The following is a 13300-nucleotide window of genomic DNA, read 5'->3' on the forward strand; positions in this document are numbered from 1 at the left end:
ATCAGGTTATATCGAGGTTACGTTCGTACTCTTTCAAGATCCGACGGCTGCACCGTCTCCCCGTGGGTCGACTCCACCTTTAAGGAACCCATGCTCATCGATCCGGATGGCCTGCGCATGTCCCATTGCCCCATCAAACTCATCCACGACTTCGACAAGATGCCCTTTTTCTTGGAGTTCCTTAATGGTATCTTTTTCGACACGACTTTCGATGCGTAACGCCTCACTAGATTCTCCCCAGGTCCTGCCCCAGACAAAACGAGGCTCATTGATGGCCGTTTGGGGATCCATCCCATAATCGATCATCCGGGTAATGATCGCGGTTTGCGTCTGCGGTTGACCTTCCCCACCTTGCGTTCCGTAAATAATGCTAGGTTTTCCATCCTTACAGGCCATTGCCGGCATCAGGGTATGGAAGGAACGCTTGTTAGGTTCCAATGTATTGACATGGTTGGAATCTAGCGAGAAAAAGGACCCCCGGTTTTGAAGAATCACTCCTGTATCCCCGGCAACGACACCCGATCCGAACTCGAAGTACAGGCTCTGAATGAATGATACGGAATTCCCATCCTTATCTACAACGGCGGCATAAGCGGTGTCACTGCCCATCGGCGGGCTGGCTACCCTTTCTGCCTTCGTTCGTTGAATGGCTGCCCCGATCTTGGCAGCATATCGCTTATCAAGGAGCTTACCCAGGGGAATCTCAGAGAATTCAGGATCCGTTAATACCTCGTTTCTGTCACGAAACCCTGCTTTTAATGCCTCCGCCAATAGATGATAATAATCGGCAGAACCATGCTCCATGCTTTCCAAGTCAAAGTTCTCTAGAATATTCAACGCCAGCAGACCGACGAACCCTTGAGAGTTAGGTGGGACTTGATAAATGGTATAGTCGCGGTAGGTAGTGGATATAGGCTCGACCCAGTTACCTTCATGGTTGGCAAAGTCAGCAGCGGTTAAAAGTCCACCTTGTTCCTGCAAATAAGTAACGATGGATTGACCAAGTTCGCCATGATAAAAAACATCCCTCCCCCGTTCAGCAATCAAGATTAAACTACGGGCCAAGTCTTTTTGGAAAAAGCGTTCCCCCACTTCCGGAATTATTCCTCCTGGCGCATAGATATCAGCCGTGATCGGAATCTTTGAAAGCCAGTCCCAGTTCTGCTTTGTATAGTCCACTTGGTTCTTTGTAATGGGAAAACCATTTTCCGCATAGTCGATTGCCGGTACAAGAACTTCAGCCAATGATAAGGTACCTAATTCTTTTAATATAGCATCCCAGCTATCTACCATTCCCGGAACGGTGATGGCACTCCTTATGCCACGAAAGGGAATGGCCGCTTCCCCTGCATACGTTTCACGGCTGACATTTTCCCCAGATCGTCCGCTACCATTATAAACACTTATTTTCCCGTCACTGTTTTCATAATTCAGCCAGAACATATCACCGCCAAGTCCCGTCATATGCGGATAAACAACACCCAGGCAGGCGCTGACAGCCACCGCTGCATCAAAAGCATTGCCTCCTTTTTCGAGAATATGATTTCCCGCCATCGATGCTAAATAGTGGGGGCTCACTACCATGCTCTTCGTTCCGATAATCGATTGTGTCATACAGTTGCTCCTTTCATTTATTTTATTTTTTCTGAAAATTAACTATATTTGTATTATAAACCATTAACTCACAATACGTAATCCACTTTTTTGTTTTTATTAACAAATAGAAATCATTTTCATCTTTAAATCATCTATTGAACTAATAAGTTATATAATTACATACAATTCGATACTTTTATTAAAATTTTATGAGCATTTCGAAACCTATTTTGTTATGATTAATAGATAATCATGGAAATTATTATTCGAACAGAGGAGGAACCAATGTGAACAATCCATATGGCGAATTAACCGTGGGAATGATGCGGACGGGGATTTTAGGGTTCGGTGGTGGTCCCTCGGTCATTCCACTCATCCGGCATGAAGCAGTTTCCCGTTATCATTGGCTAGATGATGACGAATTCGGTGATACATTGGCCATTGCCAATACACTCCCTGGTCCGATTGCCACAAAGATGGCCGCCTATCTGGGGTACAAACTGAAAGGATGGCCTGGTGCCATCGTAAGTGTGGCGGCGCATATCTTACCATCTGCCTTTGCCATGGTATTCTTGATCGCCTTCATAAACGTCCTCAGTAATTCGGCGATGATTACCAATATGATTGCTGCCGTGATGCCAGTCGTTGCTGTCATGCTTGGACAAATGGCGTATGAGTTTGGTGAAAAGGCCGTTAAAGGGTTAGGGAAAGTGCTTGGCATCTTATTTTTTTCCATCTCCTTCTTACTTCTTCAGGTCGTTTCCCTGCATCCTGGTATCGTCATCATGATTTTCCTTTTATACGGTGCCTTTCATTTTAAATTGAAGAACAGATTGAAAAATAAGAAACAGGATAAGAAGGAGGAATCAGCATAATGGGTGCCATTTTCATCCCGATTGGTGTAGCTGTGTTCTTGGCATTTTTCATAGCGAATATCCTTGGCTATGGAGGAGGTCCAGCTTCGATTCCGCTTATGTACGACCAAATTGTCACCCGCTATGGTTGGCTTTCTAATACGGAATTCTCACAAATGCTTGCGCTTGGAAACTCCCTCCCAGGACCGATTGCTACAAAAATCGCCGCCTATGTCGGTTACGATGTTTACGGATGGCCCGGGTTCTTCGTCGCTTTGGCGGGGACGATCATTCCTTCTGCCGTGGCCTTGATTTATTTATTGAAAATCTTGCGAAAATACAAGCAGTCGCCCATCGTAAAAGGCATGTCCTTACTCGTTCAGCCCGTGATCGCCATCATGATGCTATTGCTTACATGGCAGATGGCTGCTGACGCTGTCGGCTCCATTGGATATATTCATTCCTTAATCATTGCTGGAATTGCCTTCCTAGCATTGGGGAAATTCAAGATTCACCCTGCCTTCGTCATCATTTTTGCCTTTGCCTATGGAGGGTTCATCCTCCCGATCACATAAAAAAATCCACCTTAAAGGTGGTTTTTTTTATTAAGGTGACAAGAAAACCATTTGATACAATAACTAAACTACTAAATTAATTAATTTTTGATATGATTATCCCCTCTATCGTTTCATTAAAAGAAAATTCCATATTAACCTTTTGGGTTTTATCAAAGTAACCCATTATTTTCGCACCAGAATCATCTCTTTCGTAGTAATTTTCTCCATATTCTTGTATAACATCTTCCTTTGAACTGCCCTTTGTTATTTTCTTTGATGTTTTATATGTATTGCTTGAAAAAAAATAACTAGCAACTTGCCCATTAACTATTTGAAATTCTATATCACTATTATCTCTATCTTTCCCATATATTAAATAGGTGGATTTTGACTTTTCTACCTCTTCAACAAAGTCTGGTTCTCCTAAAACTTCTTTAATCTTATCTTCTGTTGAATTTAAAGAAATTGTATTTACTTCCTCTGACAAACTTGTGCTATCAGTATTTTCATAGAAATCCATTTTATTAGTGGTTCCACAACCACTTAATACAATAATTGATAATAGTAAAATTGATAATGTAAATCGATACATACGGAAAAATCCAAACATTAAATTGTCTCCTTATAAATTAGTTGATAGCCATTGAGTTTTAGATTTGATCTGCTTGTTCAGTTTTAATTTCACTAATAATTTCTAGTTATTCTTTAGCAAATATGATCAACAACTCCCCCGTTCATTTTAAAAAAAGTTATTTTAATATTACCATTTATCTAAATATTTTATTTACATTAGCCAGTAAAGCCCTTAAACTTTTGGTTACCATCCATATTCAAATAGAGTACTTGGATTTTCATTTATCGAGGAGGAATTTTGTATGCAAAGATTACAAGAAATTTTAGAGACCAGAGATTTTATTATGAGCAAAACGGACAATCAGCCAAAAATCGGTATGATTTTAGGATCGGGGTTAGGATCTCTTGCTGATGAAATTGAGAACCCGTTCAAAATCCCATATAGTGAAATTCCTCACTTTGCAAAATCCGAAGCAATCGGACACGCAAACGAACTAGTAATCGGGCAATTGAAAGGTAAGACTGTAGTGGCTATGAAAGGACGCTTTCATTATTATGAAGGATATACACTAGATGAAGTGACATTTCCCGTACGTGTCATGAAGGCATTAGGGGTGGAGCAATTGATCATTACCAATGCTTGTGGCGCAGTTAATACAGACTTTAATCCAGGTGATTTAATGCTCATTACCGACCATATCAATTTAGTTGGTACAAATCCTCTCATAGGACCTAATAATGATGAATTGGGTACTCGCTTCCCTGACCTTTCCCAAACTTATCATCCTGACTTGCGAAACATTGCGTCCAAAGTAGCTAAGGAAAAGAACATTTCCTTGCAACAGGGCGTCTATGCTTGGTGGAGTGGTCCCGCATATGAAACACCAGCGGAAATTCGAATGATTCGTACGCTAGGGGCAGACGCTGTAGGGATGTCAACCGTTCCGGAAGCCATTGTAGCCGTCCATGGCAAGATGAAAGTGCTAGGGATTTCCTGCTTAACGAATATGGCTTGCGGGATTTTAGATCAACCATTAAGTCATGATGAAGTGATTGAAGTTGCAAGTAAAGTTAGAACGCAATTCGTTGGATTGGTCAAAGGAATTGTGGAAGAAATGGAATAGTAATAGAATTGTAGGCATTATGCGCCCAAAAAAAGATTGCCGAGATAACTATATCTTCTCGACAATCTTTTTTTATCTCTACATGGAGCTTTTCCTAGAGCTTCATTCCCATCCGGCTCTTATAGCGTTTAATAAGAAGTTGGCAATCGACGCTGACAACCCCGACGACCGGATATAACTTTTCATTGAGGAAGCGTTCCATCTCCTGATTATCCGTGAAGATTCCATGCATATGCAGCTTACTAGGCCCCGTCATATGATACAAACTCGTTACTGCAGGCTCATCCTCCAGTTGTTGTGCCACCGATTCCAAATATTTAGGCTCCACCTCGACATTGAAAAATGCAGAAACATGAATGCCTATCTTAGCCGGATTGATGACAGCGGTAAAACGTTCAATCACCCCTTTTTCCACTAAATGATTGATTCTTGTTTGAACCGCCACTCTCGACAGTTCCACTTGCTTTGCTAAATCCGTATACGAAATCCGCGCATCTTCATGCAAGATCGAAATGATTTTCTTATCGATTTCATCCAACTTGGTGCTTGGAATGCTAAAGTCCTCTGCCATCTATGTAACTCCTTTTCGAATCATTTATTCTATTATCTCAAAGGATAGGGCCCTTCACCAATTATTTTCATGCAAAAGAAAAACTGCCAGAAAACCGGCAGTTTCGTTAATGAAGAATCAATAGCCAAATATATAGTCCAAACAGAGTGATGAATAGTGTTGGAACAGTCAGGATGATTCCTACTTTAAAATAATATCCCCATGTGATCCGGACACCTTTTAGCTTTAATACATGGAGCCACAAAAGTGTGGCCAAAGAGCCGATTGGCGTGATCTTTGGTCCTAAATCGGAACCGATGACGTTGGCATAAATCAGAGCATCCTTAATAGGCGCCGTTGTTTGAACTTCTGCAATGGCCAAGGCATTAATCATGACCGTTGGCAGATTATTCATGAATGAAGATAGAATAGCCGCAATGAATCCCATGATAATCGTCGCCGAAAACAAACCTTGATTGGCCGTTGCCTTAATGACGTCAGCTAACAAACTAGTCAGTCCTACATTTCGCAGTCCATATACGACCACATACATCCCAATCGAGAAGAATACGATATTCCATGGGGCACCGTTTAGGACGGTACGGATTTTCACGGCTGGACTTCTTCTTGCCAAAATCAAAAGGACAATGGCGATTGCACCAGCCACAAACGAAACAGGTACACCTACAAACTCACTTGAAAAATAGCCGACTAGAAGAATAGCCAGGACGAACCAGGAAATCTTGAACATACGAGGATCCTTTACCGCTTCTGCAGGACGCTTCAAATGAGAGGAATCATAGGTTACAGGTAGATCCTTTTTGAAAAACAAATACAATACGAGAATGCTAGCTCCTAAACTGAATAAAGTCGGAACGATCATCCGGCTGGCATATTCGCCAAAACCGATCCCGAAAAAGTCCGCTGACACAATATTCACCAGATTACTGATGACGAATGGCAAGGAAGTTGTATCGGCAATGAATCCGCTCGCCATGATGAATGGGAGCACCATCTTATCGTCGAACTTCAATGCTCGCACCATCGCTAGCACAATCGGCGTCAAGATCAATGCCGCCCCATCGTTTGCAAAAAGCGCCGAAACGATGGCTCCTAGAATCATCACCAAAATGAAGAGACGGAAGCCTTTACCATCTGCATATTGGGCCATGTGAAGCGCAGCCCATTCAAAAAATCCAATTTCATCTAAAATTAACGAAATGATAATCAGGGCCACGAACGTCAATGTCGCATTCCAAACAATCTGCGTCACATCACTTACATCCTGGAATGAAACAACACCGAACAAAAGAGCGATGATCGCCCCTCCGCAGGCACTCGAGCCAATTCCCAGACCCTTTGGCTGCCAGATGACCAACACTAATGTAATCATAAAAATAAGTAGAGCTAAAAACGTCGAACTCATGATGCCAGCACCTCTAAGCCACTCCTTCTATAAAACTTTCTTCCCTTAACTATATAAGAATACTAGTTTTTACACAACGCACAAAGGCCACCAATTTCTTGGCAGCCCCCTGTCAATAAGAGCCTTCCAATTCATCATCTACCAAATCCATTAGATAAGGCACATCCACATAATCATTCCCTGTTGAATACCCGATTCCATCAGTAGGCACCGTCGGAAAAACTTCCTTGCCGTCCTTATCATAAAACCGATTTGCTAGTTTTAATGCTTGTCTATCCTCAAAGAATTCATCAAAACTGGATTCTTTCTGTACTTCTGCATACTGATCCATAAGAGTCCGCCAGCTATCCGGATATTTTTCCACTCCATATGATTTATCCTCAACCGTAATGCTGTGCATCATTTCCAAACCGGGTTCATAGGTCGCCTCATCCCCTGATACACTGAAATTCCTATCTTTTTTCATAAACGCCTTAATTTCAGACACTTCGTCCTTTGGATTTAGATTCCACATGATGAATGAATCTCCTTCTCCATTCCAGCCCTTTAGCTCGCCCCCATTATCCACGGAAGCCGCTCTCCATTTTTTGTCCTTCCATACCCAGAAACTCATCCCGTATTCTTTGCTTTCATTGATGAAAGGGACAAAAACATGGGTTTCATCTAAGTAAAGAACGTCTTGAATAACCTTGGGTTCTGCTTCAGGAAAAAAAGAATTGATTCGTTTAATCACTTGTTTATCCGTAAGAAATGCTTCAGGTTCTCTAGGAGCTCGAATGATAAAAAGGACACCCACTATAAGGAAAATCACGATCAATAAAATGATGGTTTTCGTTTTTTTATTCATTTCTTTCAGCACCTCCGATCAACACAGATTCTTCAGACCGGAAGTAAACCTGGCCTCCATTATTCGGTGTAATGAGGAAACCCTTTCCATCATCTTCTACATAAATGACTGTTTTAAGTCCGCTGCCCTTTTCAGGAACCGTTCCTATCAAAAGATAAGGGAACCGTTCTTTATACCCGTTCTTTTCATTAATTTTATAATACCAAGATTCACTTTTGATTTGATTTTGTTTCATCTTGTCCACCTGTACTTGCAACACTTCATTATTCAATGTGACATCCTTGCCAGCTGGGTGAGTGATAATCAGGGAAGCTTTTTCAACGTCCTGCATATAGGTCGAGGGTTGATCTTTTGGGAACATTAAATGTTCAAGCGGCGAGTTTAAGAATGAAGAAGCAAAAAAGATGAAATTCACGCAAAACCCTAGCCAAGCATAACGACGGTACCGCGGCCAACGCTCTGTATTGTCCTTTCTTCTCAAAAACCAATATAAAAAGACGACCCCTAATGGCAATATTGGTATCTTTGTCACTTCACTTGATAAATTAAAATGAATACTGAAAGAAAAAATCCCAATGAGCATAACTAGGAGCCCTTTCCATACCTTTGGCGGATTCTGTTGTTTTTTGTAAACAACAAAGAATAGTAGGGCAATAAGTAAATAACTGAAGACTAATAGAATAAAAGAGGGCATATGTACAAACACGTTCTGCTTCATTTTCAACTCATCCTCCCACCACTTAACGGATGTTTACCTATTAAATGTAATATAATCACTCTACCATATCCCATCTCTTTTGTAACCGCAGCCTCCCCCACCTTACTTAGTAATAAAGATGGGGTCTTACCTTTTATTGAAAACCGCGGTTATAGGTATCCACAGCTTAATCCTTCGATTGAACAGTATTCATTATATTTTTATATTCCTTATCATTGATGATTCCCAACTTCTTGAACAAGGTGGAATATCCAATGATTTTCTTTTGGGTACGGTTCGTAAAATTCATATGAATCCTCTCCTTTTTTATAATCTATGCAATTCCGACAAAATGTTTCCTTAAGGCAAAATAATTTGTACAAACTAAAATAAAAAACATGTCCTCCATTAGCAGGACATGTTTTTTTAAATATCATGAATGACTAAATGAACTCAACGCCAAAAAGACCTTACCGGTAAAGGGATAAGGTCTTCTGACAGCTCATCATCATTATTTAGATGATAGTTCACTTTCTGTTACCCATTGATGGTTTTTCACTTCAATCCCACCATCTGTAGGTTTGTAATCAACCATATAAACGGTAGTGGTATCGGCTTCCTCAATGATACCTTTTGCGCCTTCCATACCCTCCATATGATCAGTATCAAGAGTCACTTCAGTACCTGGTTCTAAAGGAACTTCCCCAGCATCCTCGATTTCTTCATGGATCACCCATTTATGATTTTCAACTTTTTTATCCTCTGTTGTAGGTGTATACGTAACGGAATAAGCTGTCGTATCATAGGCTCCGACAATTGTTGCTTCGGCGCCATCCATGCCTTCCATATGATCTGATTTAATCGTTGCTTTACTTCCCACTTCATACTTTGGATTCTCTGCAGCTTTCAAACCATCAGGAACCTCTGCCTCATTGGAAGTATCTTTAGCATGGTCCATATGATTCGTTTCCTCTTTAGTCGTATCTGTATCCGTACTTTGTTCCGTTTTCGGTGTTTGATCCGTGCTTTTCTCTTCATTATCATCATTACATGCGGATAATGCGAAAGCTGATGCCAAAGAAACCAAACCAATTGCTAATTTTTTGCTTTTCATAGTTGTAGTCACTCCTAATAGATTATTTAATAAGTCGAAACAGAATGCTAGCCTAAAATATATGTATGTACTCTGCTCACCCTTACTACATGTGTAAGTATCCTGTCTCTCTTATATTTTTACCCCATTAGAATCACCATAAACATGGATTATATGACATGATGAACAACACTATCTCTTTATATTGATTCCTTAACCCGATTGTTCGGACTAAAATTGATTCGTTTGTTTATAGCAATCTCAATAGTTTCCAGCCCCTATTCCGAGATGGTTAGAGTCTGCGGAATTCTTGAAAGGGAAAGTTCATATGGGAAAATCGGAAGCGTTTGCAGTTAATATATAATAGAAGAAAGTCGTCCATGAGGAGAGATTTGAAATAAGTGTTTTTAGGGGATCTGCATTCAAAAAAACTAAAAGCAGAACAATTTCAGTAATGGTTCTGCCACATGATTCAAAGAGTATACAGCTAGCTAGGTATTGTTTCTAGTCGATCAACTTGATCAACCCATTGTATCGTTAATAAATTCGGCAGAGTCGACAGTTCATGATGAATCTGAATATATTTTTTGCACTTCACTGTCGCAACACACTCAATAATAGAATGTTGATCTTCTATCAATACTTTATAGCTACCTACATTCGGTAACGAATAATTAGGTAGTAGACCATTCTTCTGACAATATTTCGTTTTATAAAAGCGTCCCAATAGCCTCGGTAATTCACTAAGCTTCCGTTCTGATAAATACCTCCGAATCAAGGTCGAACTGATTTTTTGATCATTCCACTTTAGCTCTTCGACAACTGAGAGGCCTACTTGCTGGATTGCTGCATAAGTTGCCAGGGTATGAACAGTTCCACTCGCTTTTGCCCCATATGTGTAATCGAAACCGCAAATGATTTCCTTAGCATTCAACCCAATAATATAATCATCTAAAAAATCGTTCGCTTCTACTTTAGCTAATTCCTTTGTGAATTCCACGATATAAAAAATATCCACTTCAAGCCTTTCTAGTTTCTCAACCTTTTGTTCTAGCGGCTCAAGATAGGAAACTTCTTTATCCGAAAATAGCACACTTTTAGGATGCGGAAAAAAAGAGAGAACCGCTAGTGATAAGTTTTGTGCTTTTGCTTTTTCTTTAGCGGTTCGAATAACTTTTTGATGCCCTAAATGCACACCATCAAAATAACCAAGGGCCATCGCTACATGGGGAGCGGTTTGCTTAATCTCTTGTAAATTATTCGCATTCACATAGATTACCTTCATTGCGATTCTCTCCTTTTTCTTTATCTTGCTAGATTTTGTGCCACTTCATAAATTAAATCTTCTTGCCCACCAACCGCTTTCATTTGGCCGATTTTCATTAAAAGGTCCCGTTCGTCGACACCAAATTGTTTTGCGGCCTTTTGTGCATGCAATAAGAAGCTTGAGTACACGCCAGCATACCCTAAGGTTAAGCTACCGCCAGTTATTTCTTGTGATTGTTGCATGATGGGCGCAATTACATCATTCGCCGTGTCCATTAATGTATATAAATCGATGCCCGTTTCAAAACCTAGTTTTTCTAAAACAGCGACCATTACTTCTGTTTGTGTATTACCGGCCCCTGCACCTAATGCACGCATGCTTCCATCAATATAAGTGGCTCCAGCCTCCACCGCTGCAACTGTATTAGCCATGGCCATCGATAAATTGTTATGGGCATGAAAACCGATATCACATTGTAAAGTTTGTTTAAGCGCTGTAATTCGCTCGGTTACATCTTTTGGTAACATGGCTCCAGCCGAATCTGTTACATATACGATCTCTGCTCCGTAACTTTCAAATAATTTTGCCTGCTCCACGATTTTTTCAACAGGTGCCATATGGCTCATCATTAAGAATCCAGCTGTTTTCAAGTCGAGTTTGCGTGCTAATTCAATATGTTGGGCAGCTACATCGGCTTCTGTTACGTGCGTTGCTACACGAACCATTTTCGCCCCTAAGTTCGCTGCATTTTCCAAGTCATGTTTTGTACCGATTCCAGGAATCAATAATACAGCGACTTCTGAAGTCGTACATTCTGATACAGCCACTTCAATCAGTTTCAATTCATCAGTTGCTGACAAACCATATTGTAAGGAAGAACCACCCAAGCCATCTCCATGTGATACTTCAAAATAGCGAACACCCGCCGCATTTAAACCTTTTGATGCAGCACGTACTTGTTCCTCTGTAAACATATGGCGGACAGAGTGACTTCCATCACGTAACGTTACATCTAGAATATTTAATGTCATGAGATGACCTCCTCCTTCCCTCTTTGTAAATGACGTGCCATTTCATTGCCGACTTGCACGGCAGCTGCCGTCATAATATCCAAATTACCAGCGTAAGCCGGTAGATAGTCTGCTGCCCCATTCACTTCGACAAATACGGATACTTTCCTACCTTCAAAAATCGGCGACACTTTTAATGTATAACCTGGTACGTAAGCTTGCACTTCCGCTACCATGTCGTGAATCGACTTGGTGATCGCTTCTTCATGACCTTCTTCTTCGACCAAAGCATGGATGGTATCACGCATAATAACTGGTGGGTCCGCAGGATTCAAAATGATAATGGCTTTCCCTTTTTTCGCACCTCCTACCACTTCGATCGCTTTAGAAGTTGTACTTGTGAATTCATCGATATTTGCGCGTGTACCAGGACCGGCAGAAAGGCTTGAAATGGTTGCGACAATTTCAGCATACTCTACGGAAACAATCCGATTTATGGCATGAATGATGGGAATTGTCGCCTGACCGCCACACGTAACCATATTCACATTCGGTTTATCGATATGCTCTTTTAAATTTACTGGTGGAACTGTAAATGGTCCGATTGCAGCTGGTGTTAAATCAATTACTTTTTTATTGGCAGCCGTTAATCGATCGCTATTATGCTTATGTGCATACGCACTTGTCGCGTCATAAACGATATCCACTAAATCAACACGTTCCATGAGTCCGTCAATCCCGTTTGAAATTATTTCATATCCGCGCTTCTTTGCACGTTTTAAACCATCGGAATTCGGGTCGATGCCTACCATCACACTCATTTCCAATACGGGACTGCGCTCGATTTTGTACATTAAGTCGGTTCCTATATTTCCTGACCCGATGATTCCCACTTTAAGCTTCGTCATTTTTTCACCACTTCCTTAGAAATGTTAACGCTTACTTTTCCGAGCTGACCGAAGTCCACTTCGAATTTATCGCCTGTTTCAAAGGTCACGGCTTTTGATAGGGCTCCTGATAAAACAAACATGCCAGGCTCGATGGAAATCCCATATGTACTCACTTCATTTGCTAACCATACCACCGCTTGGAGCGGGTTGCCTAACACGGCCGCGCTCGTTGCTTCATCTAAGAATTCACCATTTTTATGCACGGTCATTGGTATATTCGTGATGTCTTCAATCTCTTCAAGCAGGGTCCGCTTTTCTCCTAAAATGGCACCTGCCGAAGAGCCATTGTCCGCCACTGTATCCTCGAACTTTATTTCCCAATTCGCAATCCGGCTATCGATCACTTCCACTGCTGGCACAACATATGCCGTGGCATCGATTACATCCTGCACCGTCACGTCAGGTCCTTTTAACTCTTTATTGAAAACAAATGCGATTTCAAATTCCACCTTTGGTTGAATGAAGGACTCAGTCCTTAAACCATCAGCCTCGTCGTAAACCATCGTATCTAAAATGAAGCCGTAATCCGGTGTATAGACATTCAACATTTCTTGCATCGCTTTACTCGTCAACCCAATTTTCAGCCCTTTTACAGACGCCCCGTTGTCCGTCTTTTGACGAATTTGCGCCAATTGCACGGCATAGGCATCAGCAGGGGTAATCTTTTCATAAGTTTCAGTTAATGGTGCAATGGGCTGTTTCGTACGTTCCGCTTCAAGCAATGCTTCCGCCATTTTTTGTGTATTCATAGACCAT

The 13300-nt window shown here is 41.2% G+C and carries 15 protein-coding genes; 3 read left to right on the top strand and 12 right to left on the bottom strand.

The genetic code is table 11. From position 1 onward, the window contains the following. Positions 1–33: 33 nt before the first annotated feature. Positions 34–1614, bottom strand: coding sequence for a gamma-glutamyltransferase (ggt, locus tag ACQKL0_RS13175; protein ID WP_427688018.1), 1581 nt, complete (start codon positions 1612–1614; stop codon positions 34–36). 269 nt (positions 1615–1883) lie between these two features. Between ggt and ACQKL0_RS13180 the strand changes: the two genes are divergently transcribed. Together ACQKL0_RS13180 and ACQKL0_RS13185 are read left to right on the top strand one after the other, a co-directional pair. Next, complete coding sequence (locus ACQKL0_RS13180; protein ID WP_402867579.1) at positions 1884–2471, top strand: chromate transporter; 588 nt, start codon at positions 1884–1886, stop codon at positions 2469–2471. Further along, a complete protein-coding gene (locus tag ACQKL0_RS13185; RefSeq protein WP_403123418.1) occupies positions 2471–3025 on the top strand; it encodes a chromate transporter in 555 nt (184 codons plus the stop codon). The genes ACQKL0_RS13180 and ACQKL0_RS13185 overlap by 1 nt, the downstream gene beginning before the upstream one ends. Before the next feature lie 76 nt (positions 3026–3101). Here ACQKL0_RS13185 and ACQKL0_RS13190 read toward each other — a convergent pair whose 3' ends face one another. Then, positions 3102–3617, bottom strand: coding sequence for a hypothetical protein (locus tag ACQKL0_RS13190; RefSeq protein ID WP_427688020.1), 516 nt, complete (start codon positions 3615–3617; stop codon positions 3102–3104). 265 nt (positions 3618–3882) lie between these two features. On the opposite strand from ACQKL0_RS13190, the gene ACQKL0_RS13195 reads away from it, so the two are divergent. Then, on the top strand, positions 3883–4704 hold the full coding sequence (locus ACQKL0_RS13195) for a purine-nucleoside phosphorylase (protein ID WP_402955427.1): 822 nt from the start codon (positions 3883–3885) through the stop codon (positions 4702–4704). 94 nt (positions 4705–4798) lie between these two features. Here ACQKL0_RS13195 and ACQKL0_RS13200 read toward each other — a convergent pair whose 3' ends face one another. The 10 genes from ACQKL0_RS13200 to ACQKL0_RS13245 form a co-directional block, all read right to left on the bottom strand. After that, complete coding sequence (locus ACQKL0_RS13200) at positions 4799–5275, bottom strand: Lrp/AsnC family transcriptional regulator (protein ID WP_427688022.1); 477 nt, start codon at positions 5273–5275, stop codon at positions 4799–4801. A 106-nt stretch (positions 5276–5381) separates the two neighbouring features. Beyond that, on the bottom strand, positions 5382–6680 hold the full coding sequence (locus ACQKL0_RS13205; protein ID WP_427688023.1) for an arsenic transporter: 1299 nt from the start codon (positions 6678–6680) through the stop codon (positions 5382–5384). 112 nt (positions 6681–6792) lie between these two features. Next, on the bottom strand, positions 6793–7527 hold the full coding sequence (locus ACQKL0_RS13210) for a hypothetical protein (RefSeq protein ID WP_427688025.1): 735 nt from the start codon (positions 7525–7527) through the stop codon (positions 6793–6795). Next, on the bottom strand, positions 7520–8245 hold the full coding sequence (locus tag ACQKL0_RS13215; protein ID WP_402955415.1) for a hypothetical protein: 726 nt from the start codon (positions 8243–8245) through the stop codon (positions 7520–7522). The genes ACQKL0_RS13210 and ACQKL0_RS13215 overlap by 8 nt, the downstream gene beginning before the upstream one ends. Positions 8246–8411: 166 nt before the next feature. Then, positions 8412–8534: a hypothetical protein gene (locus ACQKL0_RS13220; protein WP_402867568.1), complete on the bottom strand. Its 123-nt coding sequence runs from the start codon at positions 8532–8534 to the stop codon at positions 8412–8414. Positions 8535–8735: 201 nt separating this feature from the next. Beyond that, positions 8736–9338 (bottom strand): YdhK family protein, encoded by a 603-nt coding sequence (locus ACQKL0_RS13225; RefSeq protein WP_427688027.1) that lies wholly within the window; start codon positions 9336–9338, stop codon positions 8736–8738. 466 nt (positions 9339–9804) lie between these two features. Continuing rightward, positions 9805–10602: an adenylyltransferase/cytidyltransferase family protein gene (locus ACQKL0_RS13230; RefSeq protein ID WP_402867566.1), complete on the bottom strand. Its 798-nt coding sequence runs from the start codon at positions 10600–10602 to the stop codon at positions 9805–9807. A gap of 20 nt (positions 10603–10622) precedes the next feature. After that, a complete protein-coding gene (gene dmpG, locus ACQKL0_RS13235; RefSeq protein ID WP_427688029.1) occupies positions 10623–11615 on the bottom strand; it encodes a 4-hydroxy-2-oxovalerate aldolase in 993 nt (330 codons plus the stop codon). Then, positions 11612–12502: an acetaldehyde dehydrogenase (acetylating) gene (locus ACQKL0_RS13240; RefSeq protein WP_402867564.1), complete on the bottom strand. Its 891-nt coding sequence runs from the start codon at positions 12500–12502 to the stop codon at positions 11612–11614. Before ACQKL0_RS13240 ends, dmpG begins: the two co-directional genes overlap by 4 nt. Next, entirely contained in the window at positions 12499–13293 is a 795-nt protein-coding gene (locus ACQKL0_RS13245; protein ID WP_402955403.1) for a 2-keto-4-pentenoate hydratase, read from the bottom strand. Before ACQKL0_RS13245 ends, ACQKL0_RS13240 begins: the two co-directional genes overlap by 4 nt. Positions 13294–13300: the final 7 nt, after the last annotated feature.

This window comes from Peribacillus sp. NPDC097264 (genome assembly GCF_050277925.1).
Taxonomy (GTDB): Bacteria; Bacillota; Bacilli; order Bacillales; family DSM-1321; genus Peribacillus.